13 protein-coding genes are annotated in these 25,616 nt (G+C 44.0%); 5 read left to right on the top strand and 8 right to left on the bottom strand.

All coding sequences use genetic code 11. The features are described from left to right. Nucleotides 1-102 precede the first annotated feature (102 nt). On the bottom strand, nucleotides 103-528 hold the full coding sequence (locus FTW16_RS16805; protein ID WP_048658365.1) for a hypothetical protein: 426 nt from the start codon (nucleotides 526-528) through the stop codon (nucleotides 103-105). Between the two features lie 515 nt (nucleotides 529-1,043). Between FTW16_RS16805 and FTW16_RS16800 the strand changes: the two genes are divergently transcribed. Continuing rightward, nucleotides 1,044-1,235, top strand: coding sequence for a hypothetical protein (locus tag FTW16_RS16800; protein WP_261383472.1), 192 nt, complete (start codon nucleotides 1,044-1,046; stop codon nucleotides 1,233-1,235). Between the two features lie 319 nt (nucleotides 1,236-1,554). Continuing rightward, on the top strand, nucleotides 1,555-1,974 hold the full coding sequence (locus tag FTW16_RS16795; RefSeq protein ID WP_146491900.1) for a BLUF domain-containing protein: 420 nt from the start codon (nucleotides 1,555-1,557) through the stop codon (nucleotides 1,972-1,974). Nucleotides 1,975-2,057: 83 nt separating this feature from the next. Here the strand turns inward: FTW16_RS16795 and FTW16_RS16790 are convergent, their stop codons facing one another. From FTW16_RS16790 to FTW16_RS16780, 3 genes are all read right to left on the bottom strand, one after another. Continuing rightward, entirely contained in the window at nucleotides 2,058-3,005 is a 948-nt protein-coding gene (locus tag FTW16_RS16790) for an OmpA family protein (protein WP_146491899.1), read from the bottom strand. A 62-nt stretch (nucleotides 3,006-3,067) separates the two neighbouring features. Next, complete coding sequence (locus FTW16_RS16785) at nucleotides 3,068-6,583, bottom strand: hypothetical protein (protein ID WP_146491898.1); 3,516 nt, start codon at nucleotides 6,581-6,583, stop codon at nucleotides 3,068-3,070. A 27-nt stretch (nucleotides 6,584-6,610) separates the two neighbouring features. Continuing rightward, entirely contained in the window at nucleotides 6,611-17,008 is a 10,398-nt protein-coding gene (locus tag FTW16_RS16780) for a DUF11 domain-containing protein (RefSeq protein ID WP_146491936.1), read from the bottom strand. Between the two features lie 307 nt (nucleotides 17,009-17,315). On the opposite strand from FTW16_RS16780, the gene FTW16_RS16775 reads away from it, so the two are divergent. Next, nucleotides 17,316-19,175, top strand: coding sequence for a helix-turn-helix domain-containing protein (locus FTW16_RS16775; protein WP_146491897.1), 1,860 nt, complete (start codon nucleotides 17,316-17,318; stop codon nucleotides 19,173-19,175). Nucleotides 19,176-19,192: 17 nt separating this feature from the next. Here FTW16_RS16775 and FTW16_RS16770 read toward each other — a convergent pair whose 3' ends face one another. Then, on the bottom strand, nucleotides 19,193-20,059 hold the full coding sequence (locus tag FTW16_RS16770; RefSeq protein WP_146491896.1) for a LysR family transcriptional regulator: 867 nt from the start codon (nucleotides 20,057-20,059) through the stop codon (nucleotides 19,193-19,195). 142 nt (nucleotides 20,060-20,201) lie between these two features. Between FTW16_RS16770 and FTW16_RS16765 the strand changes: the two genes are divergently transcribed. Beyond that, nucleotides 20,202-20,576 (top strand): YybH family protein, encoded by a 375-nt coding sequence (locus tag FTW16_RS16765; RefSeq protein WP_146491895.1) that lies wholly within the window; start codon nucleotides 20,202-20,204, stop codon nucleotides 20,574-20,576. 256 nt (nucleotides 20,577-20,832) lie between these two features. On the opposite strand, the gene proX is transcribed toward FTW16_RS16765, so the two are convergent. Genes proX through proV form a run of 3 tightly spaced genes read right to left on the bottom strand, consistent with a single transcriptional unit; the run spans nucleotide 20,833 to nucleotide 24,160 of the window. Next, nucleotides 20,833-21,840, bottom strand: a complete 1,008-nt coding sequence (gene proX / locus FTW16_RS16760; RefSeq protein ID WP_146491894.1) for a glycine betaine/L-proline ABC transporter substrate-binding protein ProX — start codon at nucleotides 21,838-21,840, stop codon at nucleotides 20,833-20,835. After that, nucleotides 21,833-22,969 (bottom strand): glycine betaine/L-proline ABC transporter permease ProW, encoded by a 1,137-nt coding sequence (proW, locus tag FTW16_RS16755; protein ID WP_146491893.1) that lies wholly within the window; start codon nucleotides 22,967-22,969, stop codon nucleotides 21,833-21,835. Before proW ends, proX begins: the two co-directional genes overlap by 8 nt. 3 nt (nucleotides 22,970-22,972) lie before the next feature. Further along, complete coding sequence (gene proV / locus FTW16_RS16750) at nucleotides 22,973-24,160, bottom strand: glycine betaine/L-proline ABC transporter ATP-binding protein ProV (protein WP_146491892.1); 1,188 nt, start codon at nucleotides 24,158-24,160, stop codon at nucleotides 22,973-22,975. 677 nt (nucleotides 24,161-24,837) lie between these two features. Between proV and FTW16_RS16745 the strand changes: the two genes are divergently transcribed. Next, complete coding sequence (locus tag FTW16_RS16745) at nucleotides 24,838-25,575, top strand: HAD-IIB family hydrolase (RefSeq protein WP_146491891.1); 738 nt, start codon at nucleotides 24,838-24,840, stop codon at nucleotides 25,573-25,575. Nucleotides 25,576-25,616 lie beyond the last annotated feature (41 nt).

The following is a 25,616-nucleotide window of genomic DNA, read 5'->3' as shown; positions in this document are numbered from 1 at the left end:
AAGTAACCTGCTCTATCTATGTTTTTCAGAAAATAAAAAGCTCGCCAACGAGTGACGAGCCTTGTTTATTATTGAACCTAACTTATTACGACACTCTGCTTACTAAGAAACTTGGTCTCGTAACGTCAATTCGACGTTTTTCAAAATTTTGAACTCTTCGCGAGTACAACCACGAGCTACAGATACCCAGTGATCACCGGTTTCGTCTGCCCCTTTGAACTCTGCACGCAACTCGTATTTTCGCCATGAGACAAAAGCCAAAATAAAAGTCAGCGCAAGCATAGGCAGTCCAAACTGAGGAACAAACGCCCAAGTCGCAGCGGAGAGTACTAAAGCCAGTGAAACGATATTGATAGCGTTTTCTTTGAAGCCCAATTGACGAATTTCTAACTGTTTAATTTTACGCAAGCTATAAACATCTTTCTTAACTCGTAGTTCATTAGAACTGACAAGGAAGTCTGTTGCCTTATATGGTTTACGAAATCGCATTAAATTCGCTAACCCGTTGCGTGTTTGGTTCTTATTCATCGCCTTTCTCCATGTTATTTAAAGGTTAGTAAAAACTAATATAATCATGAAGTTATTGATGCGCAGAGAATTTATAAATCAAAGAAATGTTAAAATCAAGCTTATGCAATTAATAACACTTATAACAATACCCACCTAACATTGACAACCCCGATAGATACTACCGGTCGTGAAGCTTAGATTTCACCTCGAACGATAAGTTCTAAGTAGTTCGCTCCATTGATTACGAGAAAGAAGCAAAGCAAAAAATTAAGTAATGCCTAGCCGTTTTGTAACCACTTATTTCAATCCAATTTGGGTAAGAAATAACTATCGTAAAAGTTGTTGAAGCCTTGTCACAGAACACCGCCGTAATCATAACCACTGTAATGACAGGCTTTCTCGTCCATTAGCTATTTGAATGATCAAATCATTCATCCAGAGGCATTAACGCGGCTTATGAATTAAGCAATTGATCTCATAATGTAGAGTCTGTACGCTTACACTATGCACACGGTTACCTAATGGAGATCACGATGAACGAACTACTGACATGCGCAATGGAACAGAAACAACGAACAACGGTGACGAGTCTGTTCGCAAGGAATGGATTTAAGATAGCAGCTACTGACTTTGATGATGTGACTTTCGAACGTGAAAGTGTGTTGGTCAACGTTCGATTTGATTCCTCTTCTAACATCGAATCGATTTCGGTTTTGAACGAATAACGTTGATAGACATCGACGCTAGATTACAAGCAGGTCACAGGACTCAATAGAAGGTGTGACTATCAGCACCTTCTACTATGACGAAGTACAATCACACGATAAAGCCGGTCGCCTGATCGTTCGCCCATCCCCTCAAACAATTGAGTTACAAACTCTGAAATAGCCTGAATTGGTGTACCTAACGCCTTTTCTTAGCTTGATCCTCATTCTTACTTCGCCAAAATAATATCGTTAGTGATATTTTTACCAATAATTAGCAATTCCATGAGCTTGGCTTATATTTGTTAGTACCCTTTGAACAAAAATCGAAGTGATGCCTATGCTCCTAACTCGGTTAATTTATGTCAGTACGCTCTGTGAAAGTTGCGACTCTCAGGCTTTGAACGACATTCTTCAGATTTCACACGACCGCAATAAGCAAAGCCATTTAACAGGCCTTCTAAGCCACAATGATAAGTATTTCCTGCAATGTATTGAAGGTTCGAGAACCGCAGTGAACCATACTTACAATCATATTTTGAATGACAAGCGACACAAAAACGTCATGATTTTATATTTCAAAGAGATCGATTGTAGGCAGTTTGGTGATTGGTCTATGGGTGATATTCCTCAGTCGAGCCTAACTGAATTGGTGAACTTACAGTTTTCGACATCGAACCAATTCAATCCATATGAGATGTCTGGAGAAAGTGCTTATCGAATGCTTCTGGAGTTAAAGCAAAACTTACCGTCTCAATAGATGTTTTACCCTAGTTAGTCCATAGAGCAGGCAACAAAAAGCCCCAATGCATGGGGCCTTTTTGTATTTAAATCCAATGCTAACTATTGATTATCAGTCGAAGTTTCCTGCTCGCTGCCAACAAGAGCTTGCTGTTCCGCGTTAATATCAGACTCTTTAAACACGATAAACGCTCGGCGGTTCAACGCATCCGCTTTCTCTGAGCGTTCGTTTATGGCTGGCTGCAATTTACCGAACGATTTTACTTCCCAAATGAACTGCTTAGGGTCGAGTTTGGTTTTGAGGTATTTCACCACGCTTTCTGCTCGGCGTTCCGCTAACTTCTCGTTGTAAGAGACCGAACCGGCTTGGTCAGTATGCCCTGCCACCATGATGTTGCCTTGTAAGCCTCTCAATTGAGATGCCAAGTCATCTAACTGAGTTAAGTCCTCTGGTTTTAGCACTGACTTATCAAAATCAAAGTGCGGTGTGATCGCCATATACACCTTCCGTTCGGGTTTTGGTGGCTCACAGAAAGGCATCTCTTCGTATTTCTGCGCCTCTTCAAACACAATAAATGCACGGCGATTTTCCGCTCGGTCTTTATCGGTTTTACCCAACAACAGAGGCTGCGTTTCACCGAGGTGTTTCACTTCCCAATCGTAATTCTTAGGATCCAAATGCGTCTGAAGGTAGTCAGCCACTGACTTAGCGCGTCGCTGTGAAAGGCGTTCGTTATATTCCAGAGAACCTTTGTAATCAGTATGGCCGACAATCGTGATGCGCCCTTTGAGGCCTCTGATCTCTTTAACAAAGCTATCTAGGTTGATCTTGTCGAGGTCGCGTAGCTTGTACTTATCAAAAGCAAAATGCTCTGCGATAGCGATATGCACCTCACGCTCTGGCGCCAAACACTCGCTAATTAAAAACTTAGATACGTCTATGCCAGCAAACTTGTCTCGGTTCTCCTGACTCACGTACGTGTCGGTTGCACAGCCGGAAAGCAACAAAGTACTCATCACTGCGCTTATTAGGAAAATAATTGTTTTCATCTTACTCTTAACTGTCACTTCGAATTCTCAACTCTTAACTTTCAACCCACTTTTGAGCAGGCTTAGATCTTACCGACTAAGTTAATAAACACACCGGATGCGTCGTAGTCGTCATCATTGGTTAGATCGCTATCAAACGCAGAGAAGTTATAACCAATCCCCATTTTGAAGTTCTCGCCGATGTGCTTATTCACCGAAACTAACGCGCCGTGCTCTAACTCATCATTGAGTGTGTCAGTTTTCCAGTGATATTCACCCGTTACATCCCACTCTTTCATCACTCGGTAAGAAGCACTAAGTCCGTATAAATCAATGTCGCTTTTCACCATCTCATTCGCACCAGAAGCACGCTCGAAGGCCTGCTCTTTATCTTTATGCGCATACTTCGTGCCGACATCCCAGTGCTGGTCGATTGAGTAGATCGCTTCAACTTCAATGATCTGGCTGGTTTCGTCTTGATAATCCACATCGCGATCCAGTTGATCGAAGTCTGCAATATAGGTGTAACGGCTCAGTAAGTTGAGTCGATCGTTGTAGATCGGACGATACGCTAGCCCACCCGTCGCCTCGGTAAATTGCGCCATGGTTTCGCCAGTGGTTTCACTCTCTGTGATTGAGTAGTTATACTTACCAAACAGCGTGTACTCTTCCGTTAAGTGGTGCGTATAACGGTTGGTCGTCACGATTTGTTGCAGCTCACGCTGTGCTATCTCTGGGTCATCTTCACTCTTATCCACTCGGTATTCAAATTTGTGGCTTAGGGTGATGTCGTCTAGGTCAATCGATGCATTGAAGCTGATGGACTCACGCTCTGTGGTGATGTTCTGGTCATCTTCAATTTCACCAAGCTGATAACCAATGCCCATCTCGACATCTTCCGTCACGTCGTAACCAAAGCCATAAGAATCGATTCGACCGTGGCCATCGTTTTCATCAACGAATTGGTTCTCTTGGTAGAAATCGACACTGCTGGTGAGGTCCGCACGTTGCCCGACAATCACGTTATTTTGGCCTTCGTAGTTATCATCAACATAAGTAAGGTACGTTGAATGATCATCGGATACATCGTAAGTCACCGTCGCTTCAGCGACTTGGCCTCGATCGCCGTCGGTATATTCGCCGCCAAGAGACAAGTCTTCCAACACTTGAAATTCCGCACCAATCGACGCGCTGTCGTTTTCGTCATAGTCATCTGACTGGTCGACGGTCTTTTGCCCTTTGACGTAAACGCTATTGTCGCTGTCCCACATGTATTCCAAACGCACACCCGCTAAGGTCGCATCGCTGTGCTCGTCGTTTTGGTTTAGCTCTTCGGTTTGTTGCCCGGCCGCTGAAACCTTGATGTGCTGAGTGATTTTGACTTGAGTTTCGATCTCAATCGTTTCTGTATCTGTTTCTAGATTACCATCAACATCGCGCTCTTCATTGGTCGAGAAACGAGACAGAACCGCTAGACGGTCAGTCGCTTGCAAACGAAGCTCAGCACCGTAGGCTTCTTGTTCTAAATCATCGCTGCTGCTCGCGTAGCTGTATCCTGCATCTTTGTCTCGATACCAAAGTTTCAAATCATTACCAACGGCACCAAAAATGGTTGGAGCAAGGTCATAAAGGCTGGTCACTGCGGTGATTTGAATGCTGTCACCTTCGCGGTCTTCTAGCGTGTCGCCAATCGGCGTAAAAGTTAAACCACCGTCAGTAGAGACGAAATTTGACTCAGTTTGAGTACCTTCACTGTGGGCAAACTCGGCTTTAATGTAAGTACCTTCCGTCGCACGCAACGTTAGGTCAGTACCGTAAGACTCGTAATCTTGGTTATCTTTCTCTTGCGTTGCGTAAGTGACACCCACACCAACGTAATCATTGATCCAACCTTTGGCTCGTCCACCGTAAGACATCGCATCCAGCGAGTCTGAACCTTGTGGGACATACTCATAATCAACGACCAGAAAGTTTTCGTAGTCGTCGCCGTTTTCAATCACGCTACCGAAACTGTCAGACAAGATATTGTCGAGTGGTTTAGTCAGAATGATGCGGCCTTGGTACGGGTCGAAGTCATAGTCAACACCCGGCTCCAGTGGAATTTCATTTTGTACTAGACCAGATTCATCTTTTACTTTTACATAAACCTTGTCGCTCCCCGGTACCGCTTCACCGTGACGAAGGAAATACAGAGAACCACCTGTACCTAAGAACTCATCATGTGCATATAAAGAGTCAGCTTCTGCCGTAAAACCAACTATATTCAATCGGTCTTCACCATATTGTGTGGTATCGCGAGTACGGTAATCAGCTTTGAAACCATAGAGGCTACGGTTGTAATCGTTGTTCTCGGTGCCTGTTAAACCCGTGTTGTAGTTACCCCACAAGTATTGAGACTTATCGTATTCAACATTGAGGTAAACCTTGCCCTTGGTGTTAACCACTTTTTCGATGTTTGAGCTATCACCATAGTTACCGTAATACAGCTCATCGTCGTCTTCGAGAATATCGAACACATCCGAATCGTCTGATGCGAACGGATGTTTAAACATGTCTTTGATTTCACTTTCTCGAGTGTCGAAGTGAGTGGTCACGCGAAGTTTGTCGCCAAATTTACCCTGACCAAAGTACGCTAAACGGCCTTGGTTATAGATGTCATCTTGGTACTGGTCATCGACGCTCAGCGCACTGTTATTACCAGACACATTGTTCTTACCAACATAAAGATCAGCCAAACCCGTTTGTGCGTAGTACGTATCTGGAATACGAACGTACAGCTTGTAACGACGTTCATCACCGTTATCAAACACAACCTTGGTTGGGAAAATGTAGGAGTCTGTAGGTAAGTATTGTTCTGCGTATAAGTTGCCGTCTTCAACGTCAAATTCGTCTTCACCGATGATGACTTTATCAACGCCTTTCAAACCGGTACCAATGAACTTTGCTAAGCCCGCATTGGTCGGAATGTTGTGACGCATCAACTTAGCTTGGCCATAGCTCTTGTCTTTGCTCTCTTCATCGTCGTTATCGTTGCGATCGATATCGACTTCAGAGTCAGGCTTCACCAGATCTGTCACACCAACCGTGGTCACATCCATGTTGCCATCTTTGTCCCACGCTTTTAGGCGGAACATCAGCTGCTCACCGACTTCAAACTGGTAGTCAATATCAGTTTGACCATCCCAATTGATGTCAGAATCGTTTGCCAGTTTATCGCCATCAAGCACAGCGATTGGCTCAGACAAACCAAAGTCACCCACACGGTACACTTCCAATTGGTATTTTTTGATGTAGTAACCATAGTTGGTGGTGATGGTGAAACCGACGCTGTCACGCAGTGTGCCTTGTTCCACTTCTAACTCATCGCTGACGCTAACATCTAATACGGGATCAAAGCGAGTGATGTCGCGGCTTGCCCAAATAGCACCTTGCTCTAGGTATATACGCGAGCTGTCCTGGTCTTGGTTCGGCTTAGTGATTTCAATGCCCGTTGTCTCAGAACCGAGCTTTTCAAGCTTACCTGTGTCTTTGGCCATTGCCATTGCCGGGATTGCCGCCAACACACACGTGGCTACACGGGACTTACTAAATACTTTCATACAATTTCCAGATACGGTTCCAATGGCCTACTGCTGTTCACTTTCTTGGTCTTTGCGATGCACGCTAAAGTTGAACTTGGTGAGCTTGTTCGGGGTAATTCGCAACACTTTCGGGTTCTCGCTCACCACTTCCATGGAGGTGGATAACGAATCAGTGTCCAACTTCACGAGGAAGTTCTTACCTTTCTTATTGAGTACCCATTGGTCGGGCACGTGGTAACGACCGTACTGGTCTGTGTAAATAACGATTCCCTCAACCGTCATCAACTTAACGCCCGGAACACCATCTTCGTAAATACCTTTATTCTCGATAACGATTTCCCACAGGTAATCCTCGCCATCACGATATAGGTTTCTGGTTACGTTGAGATTCTCCGCGCTCAGTCCCTTTTTCTTGTCCGATTCATGCTTAAATTGAATCTGACCTTGTGCATCAAACTCGATACGGGAGCCCGCATCGGTCGTGACATAGAAATCAAAGCTCTGTTGTGTGCGAGTCTTGAATTGAATCACCACTTTGCTGGTTTCTGGCAGCGTTCGGTTGACTGAGTGACCCCAAAGATCACCAAGCTCCAAACCTTGCTCAATAGCTGTGGTTATTGCGCCATCTTCAACAGCAATATCTTGTCCATCACGAATGATGTGTGTTGAATCCGCTATGTAGCCTTGTGTTGCTAGGTTCGCGGTTAACTCCACATCAAAGGCTGTAGCGTCGGCTTGGAATCCATCTTTGTTGTGATCTTCAAAGACTTTGCCGATTATCGATGAGGTATCGAACACCTTGTCCGGTTCTACGGTCACTTTGGCGGTGTCTTCATTGGAAACTATCGCTCCATCCACTTTCGCTACTGCGGTGTTGATGTAATCACCAAAAGTGGCTCCTACCGATACTCGCAATAAGTAACGAATACGCAGCTTCTCGCCCGGATCAAAGTTCAGCGACATGAACATAAGCTTGCCGGTGTCTGACGGCTCTTGAGAGATCACTTGATCGTCTTGTGTACCAAACTCACCATCAGTACCGCTCAACACGATTTCTGACGTGTCCACGATATATTTCAGACCACCTGGGTAACGGTCCTCTACAGTCACGTTCTTAAAGTAAGATTCATTGTTGTTCTCTACGAGAATCTCGTATTCAACCGCGTCACCGACTTGCGCGGTATCTTGCAACGCAGATTTCGTCAACTCGAGGACACCAGAATTATCCGGAATTTTTTTTATGTGATTGGTGACGCTATCACTGGTTTCGGTACCGTCCGATTCCGTCGCGGTGAAGGTATTGGTGATGTCGTCATCCAAACCTTTACCCAATGTACCCACAACTTCAAACGCGAAGGCATTTCGCTTTTGAGACTTAAGATTAACGGTGGTGTCTAGGTCTGTGCTTGATGGGAAGCTATGACGTTGAATAACTGCGCCCGTTTCATCAACTTCGACCCCTTCAATGGTCCAATCGGTAAACACTTCGTTGCCAGCGCTGTTTTGCAATTCGCTGATTTCATCGGTTAGGCGAACGTTCGCAGCATTACCCAAGCCATTATTAGTTACGGCTAAATAGTAAGTCACACTGTCATCATCTTCGGTGTATTCAGGTTTATCAGAACGCTTTTCAACAACCAGATCAGCACCCACTGGCGGTAGATCCAGAGCTGATACTTGGTCTGCTACTGCCTGCATCGAGGTTTCTGATGCCAACATGCCTTTCGATCGAGCACGCATCGTTGGGCTGCCGGTTAAATCAAGGTAGTAACCAAGCACATCGATGTTAGTCAGCATGTCTTCATTGACCGTCAATGTGAACGTGTAGTCAATCTTGCCGCCAGGCGCGATGTCGACCAACGTGAAGATATCTTTATCGTTATCAAAAGTACCCGGTTGGGTTTCAGCTCCTTCTGATGATGCAGTTAGTGTCCAATCATCAAAGGCATGGCTGTGTGAACCATCAATATGGTCACCCATGGATTCAGAAAACTGAGTATAAAGCGCGACATCTTTGGCTATACCACGGCCAATGTTTTGCACCACTAAGTGATACTCAACTTGCTCACCCGGAACGTAATACGGAGCATCGGTAAACAGCTCGGCTTGAACCACAGCCGCCACAGTGTGAACTGGAGGGCTGACCACATCACCGCCGTCTACTTGCGCGGTATTAATAATGTGTCCAGTCGCGATATCGACTACGGTGCCTTTTGAGCGGAACACAACTGTGCCGTGTGGCGCGATATCTATGTTGTATTCCGTCGGGCTAACTTGCTCGGTGGTAGTGCCTATTGTGGTAGAATCGACCACCAAAGAGGTGGAACCAGCCACAAAAGCAGGCCCCGTCGAACCGTCGTAATACGACACCTCAATAGATTCCATGTCATCAACAACACTTAAGTCACTGATGTAGTTGTTCGAGGTGTTTTCTATGGTGATCAGGAACTCCAGCTCACCACCCGGCTCATACTCGGTTTGGACATTGGTTTTGGTCGCAACAAACTCAGATTCTTTCGGTGTGATCGTAACGGTAGAGTCTTGTGGGGCACCGTTGTAAGTGATGGTTGCCGTATTGCTGATATCACCAATCGCTGTCGTGCGAATTAACGCCTTAACATGGAAAGTCACTGTGCTATGTGGCGCAACATCCATACTCACATCGATGTTTTCACTCAAGTCGAACGTCTTTGGAGTTACAACGGAGCGATCATCCGAGGCGTCAAAGCTCACTTCCCATAGTAGGAATGCCGACTCTTGTTTATCAGCCGTCGTGTCGACTTGAATGTCACTGATGATGTCTTGAAGTTGCACACCAGATGCAAACGCATCAGAGCTATTGATTACGGTGATGTCGTAGTTAATCAGCTTGGTTACTTCATACGATGGCGTATCAACCGTCTTCTTGACCGAAACCGTCGCCAACACTGGTGAACTGGTAGCACTTCCATCAAATGTTGTGCCGTCAAAGGTCGCTGATGCGATGTTAGTAATATCACCTGTCGCCAACGGATTAGTCGTCACTTGAATCGTGAAAACAATGCTGTCTTGAGGCGCAATATCGAGCGTCTCATTAAGATCTTTACCACTGGTTGCATCCGGTACTGGGGTTTCACCCGTTGTCGATACCGCAGATATTTGGATTGAAGCAGGGTCAAAAGCTTGCTCAGTCGCACCGCCTGCAATCGTGGTTTCAACCGACTTAAGCGCATCTTCAATAGCCACATCTTCAGCCCAACCTAAGCCATTATTCTTTACGGTCACGGTGTACTGAAGCGACTCTCCCGGAAGATACTCTGCTTTATCGACGTCTTTAGTGATCTCAACTTGCGCATCTTCTGGAATGTAGGTCGCGTCTGCAGAGTGCTCACCGTCGTCGCTATCAACTTTAACGACGTTAGTGATCTCGCCTTTGGCTTTATCATTAACAGTGTTTGTCACGACAAATGAATAACTGTCACCCGGGTGAATGCTGTAAGTCGCACTATAACCCTGCGTGTTATTAACCACATCTTTGCGAGCGTTCAGGACTGGATCGCCACTGCCATCAAGCTGTTCGTCGCTAATGACCCAATTACCTGTCAACGCTTGTTCTTGATCTGGGCTGTTAGCCACCTCTGTCATGATGGTGTCGATACGATCGGTTAGGACTTGATCGACAAGGTAACCTTCACCCGTGTTAGCCACAGTGATCTTGTATGAGATTGGTTGACCTGGTTGGTATTTGGCATCGGGTTCTGCAATTGGCGTCGTTTCTTTGGTGAGCACCAATTGACCCGGTTTCGGAGTGATAAAGCCTTCACGTAAGCGAGCGATCTTCGAATCGTCCAAACCATGTCGTAGATAAACCGTATTGGTAAAACGTCCAATCGCGTCATCACGAACCTTGCCTTGAACGTGAATACGGACAACTGTGTACTTATCGCCGCCCCCCGTACCTGCATCGTCACGCCCAGCCATCTTGATCGATTCAACAGGTAAATCGATGTCTGGGCTATTTTGACCTACTAGCTTGTCGAGCTCAGAGAAATCATTAGCGTTAGGATCTGATGGCGCGGAGTTATAAAGCACATCATAATCAACCGTCCACTCCGTGAGTGCGGTTTTCATTGAGCCATCGACAATTTCAACTTCAAAGCTGCTAATGATGTCACGAATCGAGAACAAGCCAGTGTCCACATCGTTATTGGTTATATCGATGTAGTAATTAACCATTCCGCCCGGCACGTACTCAGGCGTATCTGTCCATTTATCTATCAGGATATTCGAGCGACCCGGATCAAGTATGATGTCGTTGGTGTTGCCGTTATTCACTTGTGCCGTGTTGGTGATTGTGCCTGTCGCTGATGCCGAGACCGTACCTCTCACATCAAAAACGATACGCTCACCAGGGCGAAGGTCGACAGTTGCATCCAATGGTACGCTGCCGCTGTAACTACCTTGCACGTCATAGGTACCAACAGGTTCGACCGCAATCGCCGTTGCCCAGCCAGAGAACGCATCGTCACCATCTTCGGTTTTGATTGCGTGAATAGCGTCAATAACAGGTACATCACCGGCGATACTGTCTCCGATATTCTCTAACGTAACTTGATACTCAACATCACCACGTGGTGCATAAGTACAACCGCTACCATCGTCTGAAGGAACAGAACACCCTGCCGATTCACCATCGGTATACACCAAGGTTTTGAAGTAATCGAGCTCGGCATCTTTAGGAGGAATCTCTTGCGACGTCGCTGAGTCACTTCCTGCTGTCACTCGGTTGGCATCAATAGTGCCTAAAGCATCGTCGCGAACAATACCCGTTAAGTTAAACGTCAGCACTTCTCTCGCGGCAATATCGGTTTCAATATCAAGGTTGCCACTTGTGTTGTAGCTTGGTACATAGGTATCAATATTGGCATCAATACCATTGCTAATCTCATGAGAAACATCACTGGAAACAAAAGCTGGCATTCTCTTATTATTCCCAATAACCTCGACTTCAATATCCGTTATTGTGTCTTTGATCTGAACATCGTTCGCCCAACCGTTTTCTTGGTTAGTCACAACAAATTCATACTCAACTTCGTCACCCGGAAGATAGGTATCACCATCACTGAACGGGTTGCCGTTGATCGACACCACTCGTTTTTCGACATTGGTATTATTTTCAAGCGGCAATAAATTCGCACTTTGAACACTACCGTCGTAAGTCGCTTTATTTTGAATGTCACCCAATGCATCTTCACGAATTTGAGCATGAATAATGAACATTAGGCCTTCTTGAGGCGCGATAACAATTTCGTTATCAATATTTATGTTATTGCCCGGTACAAAATCAATCGCGTCAGTAATAGAGCCTGTCGCAGCGGTTTTATCTAGGCTAACTTCCCAGCCAGCTAAGAACGGTTGACCAACAGGATCTCCAGCTGAAGTGGTGCTGTCTTCTGCAATACGAGTTTGAATTTCCGAAATCACATCTTCTAGGCGAGAACCATATTCAATACCATCACCCGTATTCTTAATCTCAACGCGGTAGTAAACCTCACTCTCGCCAGAAGCTTGGGAATATTCAGTTTTTTGCGAAGAGAACCCAGCGTCATAAAACGCTTTTTTAGAGAACGTGACTTCAGGATCCGCCATCGTTGATGGTGGTGATACCGCGATCAGTTCATTACCATTGTCTTCATCGATGAAAGCTTTGTTGATAAAAGAACCAACCGCTTTCGGACTGATCTTGGCTTTTATGACATAGCGGACAAACGCTGCCGATGCAGCTCGGCCAAAGTTGTCTGCCGAAATATCGAAGTGAGTATCAATCGGCTTATTGTCTTGGATTGAGTTATCAACATCTGGGTTGGAAATACCTGAGCTATCAGTGAATGTTTCAATCGTCCAGCTATCAAATGCAGGGCCACGCGTTCCATCAAAGTATTGAGTGTTAATTTGGTCGATGTCATCACGCAAGCTCATATCATCAACGTGGGCGCTTGCGATGTTCTCAATTAGGATTTCATATTCAACGTACCCCCCTGGCATATAATTGGTTGCGCCAACCAGTTCGTTACCATTCGTGTCGTAGTACGCCAGAATGTTTTTCTCAAAATCGACTTTACGCGCTTCTTGCTGAATATCATGAGAAATGGTGTCACCATCGACGGTTAAAACGTTAACCACGTCTCCATTGGCTTTGTCATTAATGGTCGCTACAACTTGGTACTCAAGCTTAGCGCCCATCGGGATATCGGCTTCAACATCTAGGTTACTGTTGGTTGATGTGTAAACATTGCCAGCACCTGCGCCCGCATCCACATACTCAGAATCGGTTCCGGTTGCGATCGATGTAATGGTCCAATCTGAATACGCGGGTCCTGTATTACCGTCCACTAAGCTGACCGTGATATCTTCGAGGTTATCGACGATTGGAATATCGTGAGCGTTACCTTTGCCATCATTCTCAATCACCAAGTGATAGGTCACGGTTTGAGCTGGCTCGTACACCACTTCATCGGTCGTTTTATCAAAATCTAGATGATAGTCATCGGGAATAACGACGGTATCTCGATAATGAATATCACCGACCGCATCCGGTCTTACTGTACCTGTAACTGTGTAAGTCACGTCTTCGCCAGCATCGATATCAATCGAGGTTACGATGTCAGTGTCGTTCGCAACATCACCGTCTTTGGTACCATCTGTTGTTCCTGAGTTCGCAGGATCACTCTTAGCAACCGCAACCGTAAACTTGTTTAAGCCTACTGAATCATCGAAAAATGGATTGCCTGAACTGTCATCCTGTAACTCCACTGATATCTCATTAATCAGTTCATTGACATCAACATTGTTGCGATAACCGCGCCCGTCTTGAGAGTTGTACTTGATGGTATAAGTCAACTCATCACCCGGAGAGTAACGGTTAATATTGGTTGTACGAACAACGCCACCGTTATTGTGTACCTGATGGTTTTCAGCCACAGCGCGTTTAAAATATTCGCAATCTGTCGTACACCCAGAATCTCTACTATCGAGGAGTAACGCTTCATTACGAATAACATTTAACTCATCCGCATCAACCCCATTTGACACCGCATTCTCTTTAACAAGGGCATTGATCTTTATTGTCTTCAATTCACCGGGAGCGAGTGACAGCGGAATTCTTACATCATGGGTAGATTGACTTCCATAGCCACTCCCAGTATCTATCAACCAATGCTTGAATGCAGGCTGGTTTTCTACGTCCTCAACATACGCATCTTTATCATTGGCAAGTGTTGTGAAGACCTTCGTTAGTTCGTCTCTAAGCTCAACTTCAGCGAAGTTTTCTTCATCATTGTTCTTGACCAAAATAGTATATTCAACATATTCACCAGGCATATAGCGAACTACATCCGTCGTCTTTGTAAGTGAAACATTGATATCAAAAAGGCTATCTGCGTTATCAATTTGCGCGGAAGAACTATGATCTCTGTCTGTAATCGGATCATAGACATCTACACGGTTGGATACTTGATCATGTGGATAATCGGCATTAACAATACCGCTCACCTCATAGTGAACCCACCCTCCGGGAGTGATATCAACGTCGGTATCGATGTCAGTGTCGTTAGCAATGTCACCGTAACGAGAACCCGGTTTATCTGTATTGGTCGAACCGACAATCGTCCAACTATCAAAGAACATAAGTGCTGAAATACTGTCCTGTACCGTTGCATCATTTGCGTAGCCGATGCCGCGGTTATAGATATAAATATCGAACGTAGCACGCTCTCCAACCACAAAGTCTGTATGTCGAGCAGTCTTAGCAACAACAAGGTTTGGTTCATTTGGGTAAGTACGAACCGTATCAGATAGATTGGTTTCTGGTCCCGTCACTGTTGCAGTATTGTTGAACGCTCCCCAAAGAATCTCATTGTCATCACTGCGATCCAGCTGTCCAACAATGGTGTAGGTGATAGAAGCTCCGGGAGGAATTTGTGCCGTTGCATTAAGGTCATTATTATCCGAAAAGTCACCGGGGTCGGTTACCGCTAGCACCCAAGGAGACACCGCTTCTCTTTCAGCACTGATGGTCCATGATGAAAACACCGGCTTAGTTTCTCCCGACTCATGAAGTAACTCAGCCTCTATCGTACTGATTTCATCTTTAACATTGATATTCGATGCGAAACCGTTCCCTTCTGGGTTGGAAATACTGATCGTATAGGTAATTTCGGTCGTCGTGTCGGTATAGGCATTTTGTTCATTGTGCCCATCTACACGCTTGTCCAGAGTGAGGTAATAATCACGGGGATAAGCACCTCTATCGGAATAGAGCACGCTGTCTACCGTCACTTCATTTCGAATCTCATCATCAGCAATTGGGTTTACGATCGCGGCAATGCTATAAACGATCTTATCGTGTGGGGCTAACTTAGCCTTCTCGTCTAAGATCACTTTATTATTTTGATCACCTTCAATTTGGCCAGTAAAGCCAGGATCACTGTTTGTCGAGATAGAGCCGTCAGAAGCATAAGATTTCGCAGTAATCACCCAGCTCAAATACGCTTTAGTCGGCGTATCATTAATAGACTGAGTCATGACAGAGACTAAATCATCGTAAACCGGCACATCAATCGCGTAGCCGTCACCGTTATTCTCTACCGTGATATCGTAGTTCAGGGTACCGCCAGCTGAGTAGTAACGAGAATCCACTTCCTTTTGGACTTTTAATTTCGAGTTTGGCATTTGTACACCAGAGCCCGACTCACCTAAGTTATCTCCCAAGCACAAGCCTACATCTGAACCATCATCAACAATCTGACCTACACTAGTATCAGCCACTTTTGCGGTCAACTTGTAATGAACAAAGCCCTTTGGCGCGAGGTCGACTTTTAAATCGATGTCGTTTTTAGTCCAAGATCCATAGTTAAATGAACCGTAATTAGAGCCATCACCACTTCTATCAGCGACTTCTAATTTCCATTCAGAAAACGCAGAAGCAGTGCTACCATCAGCTTGCTGTGTAACGATACAAGCAAATTTATCGACAACTTCAACATCGTTCGCGAAAAATTCAGCGTCCTTGTTTGAAATAACAATGTCATAGACCACTTCGTTATCACCGGATATCCCCGGTACATACGTAGTATCTGTTGTGCTCTTATTACGGGTAATTTGGCTTGATGAAGAGTTCAATACTTGTTGTGTATCTAGAGGGGCCGTTAACACATCAGTAGAACCTGCTGTGCCTTCTGCATCCACTACCCGTGCGATAACTTGAGGAATGACGCCAATTGAGACTGGGCTTACATCAACCTCCACCGAATACAGGACTTGTTCGCCAGGATAAATAGAAATTGTGTCGTTTAACGACTTATTGGATTCAATCCCAGTATCGTTCAGTTCAGAAATGCTGTTAGAACCAATAGTAATAACCTGATTGGTCCAAGACTCATATGGGTTGCCCATTGTATCGTCAGCATTCTTGTTATTGCTGACATCATTACCTAAATCGGTTTCAAGATCAGCGAGAAACTGCTGAACCGAATAATGGTAAGCAATACCCGAGTTTGCTTGGTTGGCAACCGTGACCGTATAGGAAAACTCATCATCGACTAGGTAGTTATCCGATTGGTTCAAAGTATGTGTCAGGGTGATACTAGGCTCAGTGGGTGGAGTGATAACCTCATCAACTGTGACCAAGTCATCGCGTGTTTCAGCGGTTATGTTGTCATTAACAATGTCGCCGACTAAATTGTCGGCAACGGTCGCTTGAATTTCGTAAGTCACAGACCCGCCTATATCAATCGACGCATCACTTACTGATAAGTCCCCTGATTCGGCGAAGGTGCCTGGTTCGCTCTTGCTGCCTTCAACCTTGCTGACTGAGTTAACGTTGTCAGTAAAGGCTTGTTGCAAAGCCCCTTCAATATTGAGTGCCTTTATGTCTGAAAGGACATCTTGAATGTCGAGCGTCTGAATAAACGTATCGCCAGTGTTCGAGACCTTAATCTTATAGGTGAGTTTGTTATTGAGTTGATAGCTCATCTTATCGACCGAAACAGCAACATCATGTTGGTACACACCACGCTGAATGGATTCTGTATTTGAGTCCACCGAATCCAATAGCCCAGAACTCGCCGTCGCGAAGTTATCAATCGTTCCCGCAGCCTCATCAGAAACCATTGCAGACATTGTGTAGGTCACCGAACCACCAGCGACAACACGCACGTCAGTTGCTTCTAGGTTGCCAAAACGATTAAACGTACCCGCAGATGAAAGCACCGTCGAATGCGCTTGGATCGTAGCCTGAGTAAACGCGTTAACGCTCTTGCCTTGGTCATCTGTCGTCAGAATATTGAGTAGCTCATCTTTAACGTCAAAGTCACTAATGGCTTTGTCTGACCCATTCGTTAAAACAAGCGTGTAAACCACCTCTTGTCCATTGTCATAAGATGCACTATCTACGGACAGATCCATTTTTAGCCCTGTAGTGTCAGCTTGGGCGGAGAATGGGATCAATAAAATAGATAAGAAAAAGGCAAGGTTGTATCTGAACATTAACGCGCACTTCACAGTAGATTGACAAGTCTCCAGGCTAAATGCCATAGATTTGACGTCACTAATTTGGCATTTCGCCTTTTTAGGGACATGCGCAACATACCGATCAATCAACCCAAACAATTAACATCCGTAAAAAACAAATTACCGAAGATGTTAAATAGAGAGTCTGATGTCTAAATTAGAATCGAGACATTGAGTTAATTATCAGAAGGTTAATGTTTTAATGAGTGAGTTTTCACAGTTGTTACGTAACTTCAGAAAGGAACTTCTATTTACGCAAAGAGAGTTTGCAACCTACTTAAATCAGCTGGACGATGAATTTAATGCGGTTGACGTCGTAACGATAAATCGTTGGGAAAACAATAAGGTAAAGCCAAGTACATACAAAGTACTCAAGATCTTACAGTATCTTGGCGGAGATTTGTTTGAGACAATAAAGAGCTTCAAGTCCGAACAAAAAGATACACTAATCGAAACGTTTTTTAACGAATCCCATGGCTCATTTCAAAGTCGAATTTCAGCTCTAGCAGGCCTCAATAAAAAACAAGGCCAACGAAATTTTAAGTCACAGCCTTTAATGTCAGAGCCGTGTGACACTAGCGTTATCGACAGAATCAAACTACTTTCTAAATTCACAAAAGTCGACATTTCGCCACTGGACCAAATTGATTTATATCTCTATTACCGTGAGAAAAAAGCACACGGTCACAAGCTCATCAATACAGATGGTGACATTGTGAGTCACAACGTAGGCTTTTTCTTTGAAGACCATCAATTTGAGATATTAAAAACTCAAGAGCTAGATCTCAGAATGGCCTGCTCTTTAAATTCAGGCAAAAGCATAAATTATTTTAATATAAGCTCACACTCAGAGACAAAAGATCATGTTATTGAGCATATAGTTTCAGATATACAGTTACTTTCTCAGAACAAAAATATTAAAAAATATTCTGTTTTAGTAAAAGATCCCAACATGATGAAACTCTTGAAGGGCCTAGGGTTTGAAGTGTTTAAATTTTCAGAACCTTCTGCTAAAAAATGTAATATCACATTCAAAGATAAACATTATAGCTACTGTATATTAACGATTGATAAAATAGACTATCTGACGAATCGGAACGTAATGTCACTAATCAAAGATGAATACTCTACCATGATGAAATTTCCGAAATTACTTCGCGAAGCGCGCAAGAAATTGAAGTTAACGCAAAAGGATTTTGCGGCATACATTAATCACTTAGATGATGAATTCAGCTCTGTAGATGTCGTAACGATAAATCGATGGGAAAATAGCAAAGTAAAGCCAAGTAACTACAAAGCCCTAAAGCTATTGGACTGCCTTGGTCTAGACTTGTATACAACGTTGAAGTCCTTTGATTCCGAAGAGAACGAAGACACTGCACTACTTGAAGATTTCCTGAGTGAACGGTTTTTTTCATTTCAAAGCCGAATATCATCTATCACTAAAGGGGATATTGAAGAAGGCTGTAACTGTAAGATCATGCCATTGATGACAGATCAGAATGACAAAGCAGTAATAGATAGAATAAAGCTGATTTCACAATATACAAAGGTGGATCCTTCAGCCCTCGATACTATCGATCTGTTTCTCTATTACAGTGAAAAAAAGGCGCATGGCAGAAAACTGGTCAATGTTAATGGCGATATTGTTAGTCATAGCCTAGGTTTTTTCTTCAACGAAGAGGTATTCGAGCAATACCAAAATAAGCATCTGCATATTAAGCAAGCCTGCTCTTTAGATTCTAATCATAACTTAAATTATATTGTGGTTAGCGGTCACTCTGAGAAGCGCGAACAATCTATTGCGAATCTAATTTCCGATATGAAGCTTCTTGCAAGAAATACTAAGATTAAAAAGTATTCCATGATCATCAAGAACCCAAGTGCATTGGAACTTATGAAGAACATCGGATTTGAAATATGGAAGTTTTCAGAACCAACAGAAGAAAAGTCGAACATCAACTTCAAAAACAAAAACTACCGCTACTGCGTACTGACTATCGACAAGATTGAATTACTGAGCAATAAACATGTTATTTCTTTTATTAGTAAATATGGTTAAACACCGGGTATTAATAGCTATGCTAAGTTCTGCTTGAGCTTCTCTTCTAACGCTTGAACACACAATTGGATAGCGATTGGCGTATTTGAAGTAAACGGATTCAACGCATAAACCGTGTTAGTGGGTAATTGAAAACTAGGCATAATGTCGACCACCTCATCGGATAGCTGATGAAGGTAGAAATCTGGAATTACACCAATGCCAACGCCCGACTTGATCAAGGCAAGGCAACTGTGAAAAGAGTTGGTGGTACAGCTGGCTTGCTGTTGGTAGACAAAGTCTTGTTCATTTTGAGAACTAAAGTGATGAGTCACCTGTTTCCCCTGCCAAGAATTTGCGATGTAAGGGATAGATTCAAGCTCTCTATCTTGCATACCTTCAACACCACACAACACATCTTTGAACTCGCCTAAGCGCTTCTGCTTAAGGTTACTGTCACGGGAGCTGCCTACTCGAACTGCGAGATCAATATCATGTTCCATGAAATCTAAGTGCTGATCATCACTGATCAGTTCTGGTTTTAGCTTTGGGTATTGCTTCATCAGCTCTGCAATAACAGGCGCAACCAATAGATCCATCAACGCATTCGGAGCCGTAATTCGAATTCGACCTTGTGGCTCTTCTAACTCAGCTTTGGCCATATCCCAAGCCGAGTCTGCAATCACGTTAATGTCTTTGCAACTTAAATAGAAACGCTCACCCATACTGGTCAGGGTTTGTCTTCGTGTTGTGCGCTTGAGAAGTGAAGCACCTAACTCTTGCTCCAAAATTTTTAGATGCTGACTGACAACAGATTTAGACAACTCTAGTTTTTCAGCCGCGGCCGATACTGAGCCTTGCTCTACGATATGAGCGAAAATCGACATCTGCTTTAGCTTACTCATTCTATTGTTCTCTTTTTACATACAGTATTTTCTATTATCTCTGTTTTTCAAATCAATTTCCAAGACTAAACTCAATCCAACTTATCGAGACACTCAAATCAAAGACACAGTGTTTGAAAAAAGACTGCTATGGAGAAAAGCAATGTTAAACAACCAAGTATTAGAAGCATGTAAGCAAGGCATTAACGCATGGCAGAAAGCATTCAACAGCCAAGATGCAAAAGGTTGTGCGGATCAGTACTCGGAGTCGTGTGTGATGGAAGCTCGCCCATTTGGTACCTTTGAAGGTCGTGAAGCGATTCAAGCGTTTTGGCAAAATATCATCGACCAAGGCTTCAAAGACGTTGATTACACCGATGTTAAGTGGGAAGAGCACCCAGAAGGCGGCTACATTCTTACCGCTAGCTGGACAATGAACAAGGCGTTTGGTGTTGTACATCGTGAGCACTGGGCACTGGAAGCGGATGGCTGCGCTCGTTTAATAAGTGATGACTTCGAAGTTCAAGGCGAACGCTAGAGCTATAACTAAAAACTAAAAACTAGAAGCTAGAAGCTAGAAGCTAGAAGCTAGAAGCTAGAAGCTAGAAGCTAGAAGCTCAAGAATAGAAACAGAAAACAAAAAGCCAGCAATCCAAATTGGACTGCTGGCTTTTTTAATGTTCACTCTGTCGCCATTTCACTTGATTTGAAGGTGATTGAGTGACTCTACACAATCACTCAACACGCTCATCAAATCAAAATGTCTTGTCAGACAGAGCAAATACAAGTCAAAGTTACAGCGCTGCTTTCTTCGCTTCTGCAATCCAAGAATCAAACGTATTTTGGTTCGCTTTAATCCAACCGTTAACGTGTGCTTCGATATCCGCAGAGCTGTTTTTACCTTTGCTCATAATCATGTTCTGAGCACTTACATCATTGATGTTAAGTTTGATGATTTCGAAAAGCTTCGCTGCTGACGGGTTGTTCTTAGCAAACTCTTTGTTAGCAATAATGCGCATTGAGTTCATTTCGAAGCCGTAGTTTTTACCATTAGACAAAGTAGTATCAACATTCGCACGCTCACCAGGTAGTGAAGAGAACGGAACTTCTAGCCATACTACATCTTCGTTAGGCACCAATACGCCACTCACCCAGTAAGGTGTCCACGTGTAGTAAAGGATTGATTCACCCTTCTGGTAACGTGAAATTGTGTCGGCAATGATCGCCGCATAGTTACCTTGATTATGAGTTACCGTATCGTCCAGCTTGAATGCCGATAGTTGGTGTTCGATAACCATTTCACAGCCCCAACCTGGGTTACAGCCCGTAAGATCTGCTTTCCCATCACCGTCAGCATCAAACAGCTTGGCGATTTTTGGATCAGTCAATTGACCAATATTAGTGATGTTGTACTTTTCTGCCGTTTTCTTATCGATTAGGTAACCTTGAGCGGCACCACTTACATATTGGCCTTCGCGGTAGAATTTGTCATCGCCGCCCGCCATTTTGTATTTATCAGCATGAAGCGGGAACCAACCTACCGTTAGGAACGTCGCGTCACCTTTTGCGATAGAGGTGTAAGCTACGTTGTAGTCCACTTCTTGTGTTGATTTCACGTCGTAACCAAGCTCTTCTAGAGCACGGTTAACAATCAGTGTTTGGAACGTTTCTTCAGCAACTGAAGATTGAACAGGCTGAACTGATACACCTTCACCTGGCAAGCTTGCTGCCCACACGTTCGTTGATACAGCCAGTGTCGAAACGATGCTAACGGCTAGTTTGCTCTTCCATGAATTATTCATTGGTGTTTTTCCTTAGTTGTAGTTCTGATTGTTTACCGCGATTTAAAGCTTTTAGCACAAGGGAAACTGGCCCCATGTGATACCAGCGTAATTTTGTATTACCTGCATTTACCCCAAGAACTTGGGTAATGCGGTCAAGTAGGATTGCCAAAATAACAATGCCTAGACCACCAACAGCGGCCAGCCCCATATCTAAACGGCCGATACCTCTCAGTACCATTTGACCTAAACCGCCTACCGCGATCATTGATGCGATAACCACCATCGATAGCGACAACATTAGTGTTTGGTTTACGCCTGCCATGATGGTTGGCAACGCCAATGGCAATTGAATTCGATATAGCATCTGCTTTTTGCTTGCGCCGAATGAGTGACCCGCTTCGATCAAATCTTCCGGCACCTGTTGAATACCCAAGATAGTCAAACGTACAACAGGAGGAAGTGCGAATATGATGGTCACCACCACACCCGGAACGTTACCGATACCAAACAACATTACGATGGGTACAAGATAAACGAAGGCTGGCGTCGTTTGCATGGCGTCGAGAATTGGGCGTACGAATTTAGCCGCAGTATTACTACGCGCGAGCCATATCCCCATGGGCAAACCAATCAACAGACAGAAGAAGACCGACGTCATAACCAGTGAAAGTGTGGTCATCGCTTCAGACCAAGCGCCAATTAAGCCAATAAAAGTCAAAGAAACGGCTGTAGCCAAACCAAGCTTCAGGTTTGAAAACTGCCATGCGACTAAAAACAAGATGATCAACATGAATGGTGCAGGTGTCGACACCAACGCCGTTTCAAATGAACTTAAAATGAAATCGATAGGCACACGGATTGCTTGAAACAATGGACGTCCGTGCTCAACTAACCAATTCAGTCCAGACTCAACCCAAGTGTCGACGGGCAAAACTGCTTCTGCAAATGGGTTAAGTGGATCAAAAGGTGTCGTTTCGACTGTTTCGCTGCTTAACCAATCCGCTGATGGTGAGGTATCAGCTGCTTGACCCCAAGGATCACTTGCTGGTTGAGCTGCAGGAGCTGATTGAGACCATGGGTCACTTGCTGGTTGAGCTGCAGGAGCTGATTGAGACCATGGGTCATTATTTGTTTGTTCAGACGACATGATCTATCCCTTATCTAATGTTTGTAGCAGTCGTGACTTAGTCACAACGCCAAAGTAATTACCTTGCTCGTCCACAACAGGAACGGAATAAGGCACACCGCCAACAAGGCCAAGCACATCATTGATTGGTAAATCAGGGTTCAGCGTTAAACCATCATCGAGCTGCGCGCTGACGAGTGATTTGTTTTCTTTATGTGCTTTACGAAGGGAATCAATAGAGACGATGCCGGAGTAACGACTGGTCTTCTCAACTACGATGCCGTATTCGCGGTCGTTATCCATCAAAATTTGTAGAGCGGACGCTGGGCCATCGTGTTCTGATTTTTTAAATACCGCAGCTGGCTTCTTACGCGCAATGTCTTTCACAGTAAGCACGCTTGCTACGTTTACACCACGGAAAAAAGCTTCGACATAATCGTTAGCTGGGTTATTAAGAATATCGTCTGGAGTACCTACTTGAACCACTTCGCCATTTTGCATAATTGCAATTCGGTCACCGATACGCATCGCTTCATCCAAATCATGCGAGATGAAAACAATGGTTCGTTTATCGTCATTTTGCAGGCGAATTAGCTCGTCTTGCATTTCAGTACGAATCAAAGGATCGAGCGCAGAAAAGGCTTCGTCCATTAACAGAATATCGGGGTCGCATGCTAGAGCACGAGCCAAACCAACACGCTGCTTCATACCGCCAGACAATTCATCAGGGTAAGATTCTGAATACGCGCCAAGACCTACTCGCTCTAACGCTTCGAATGCTGACTGTTTTCGCTTATCGACTTCAACACCCGCTAGCTCAAGACCAAACGCGGCATTTTCAATTACTGTCATGTGAGGCATCAATGCGAAGTTTTGGAAAACCATTGAGATGTTGTTGCGGCGGACTTCGCGGAGTTCATCTTCTGAGATGTGGGCAATGTCTTTGCCTCGAAGAAGCACATTACCTTGGGTAGGTTCAATCAAGCGGTTAAGAAGGCGTACTAAGGTTGATTTGCCAGATCCTGACAGTCCCATTATTACGAAAATCTCGCCTTCTTGAATACTAAGAGAAACATCGTTAACGCCGATCGTTAACCCTGTTTCTTCGAAAACTTTATCTTTGTTCGCGCCTTCATTAATCATAGTAAAAGCACGGTCGGTGTCTTCACCAAACACCTTGTACAGTCCCTTAACTTCCAGTATGGGATCCATGTAATCTAATCCTTTCTTAGTTATTTAAACTAATAGTTATTTAAACTTAAAAACGGTTGTTTAAACTTTAAAATGGTTATTTAAACCCGAAAAACGATTAGCACTCTAAGCAATTAAGCCGTGCAAATCAAGGGGGTGCGTTCTGTAAACATAGGACAAAACCGTCAACCCCCCAACCAAAACAAAGGTTAAACATCAAGCACAATTAGAGCAAAATATTGATAACAAAGGAATTTAAACCGCAAGCAACATCTGCAATATTATGTATTACTTACTGATAGATTATTGAATATTTATTTCACATCAGAACAATTAATAGGCTAAATAGACCAAGAATACGCACAAATGGTTCGTGTACAAATAATTCGAATACAAACTATTTATTAAGCTTTCATGGCGTTTCAGAGGCGAAAGTTCATTCGGCAACAAAGCTAAAATCTACTCTCAATCTCTACCTAAAAACCAAAGGTCAACCGGCTAAAGTCAGCGAGTCTAAATCAACTTTTTCAACCAAGAATTTTAATACACCACACCAACTGTGATACTTGCTGCAAACTCTCAATTGGTGATTACCTAAGCTGGACATCAACTTGTAGAGTGCTCATTGCTGAGCCATTCTTTATAAAAGAAATAAACATTTTCCCGTGACGAAATAGAGAAAAAGACAAGGAATTCGAATGATAAAAATGTTGGTGTGTGACTTTGACGGTACGCTTGATGGTGGTTCATCTCACGGTGTTAACCAGTTGTTTGATTACCTCACAGAGCAACCTGATATCCGCTTTATCATAGCGACGGGAAGAACATTACCTTCGATTCGAGTGGGTTTAGAGTCGGATAACTACCCGAAACCACACAGTATTATTAGCGATGTGGGCACGAAAATTCATCATGTTCATTCCCAAAAACCAGACCATGTTTGGCATAACCAACTGGAAGCTTCTTGGAACAAATCAAAGGTAGAGACGGCTCTCGCACCACTTGATTTTATGGGTGAGCGCTTCGAAAACCATCAAGGTGATTACAAGATTACTTTTGAAGGGAAACTGTCTGATCCTCAACATGAGTTGATCGAATCAAGTTTGGAATCGCACGGATTGGATGTACATCTCACCTACTCTCACGACTGGTATCTGGACATCACCCCGAAGGGCGTCAATAAGGCTACCGCGATTCATCATCTGCTCAAACAACATGATTTGAGCGTTGCGGAAGTGTGCGTAGCGGGTGATTCTGCTAACGACACCTCGATGCTCACCATTGAGGGCGTAAACTCGATATTGGTCGCTAATCATTATCCTGAGGTTGCTCACCTATCGGATAGAGACAACGTATACACGAGTAGAGCAACACATGCTGAAGGTGTATTAGAAGGCCTTAAATACTGGCAAGGGCGTGCGTCGAGTATCCGATAAACGCCAGTTCGCCATTAACAACAGATTAGAATCAAACAGGC

Source organism: Vibrio sp. T20 (genome assembly GCF_007858795.1).
GTDB lineage: Bacteria > Pseudomonadota > Gammaproteobacteria > Enterobacterales > Vibrionaceae > Vibrio > Vibrio satsumensis.
Note: the sequence above shows the minus strand (reverse complement) of the source record. Positions and strands in the feature narration are given on the sequence as shown.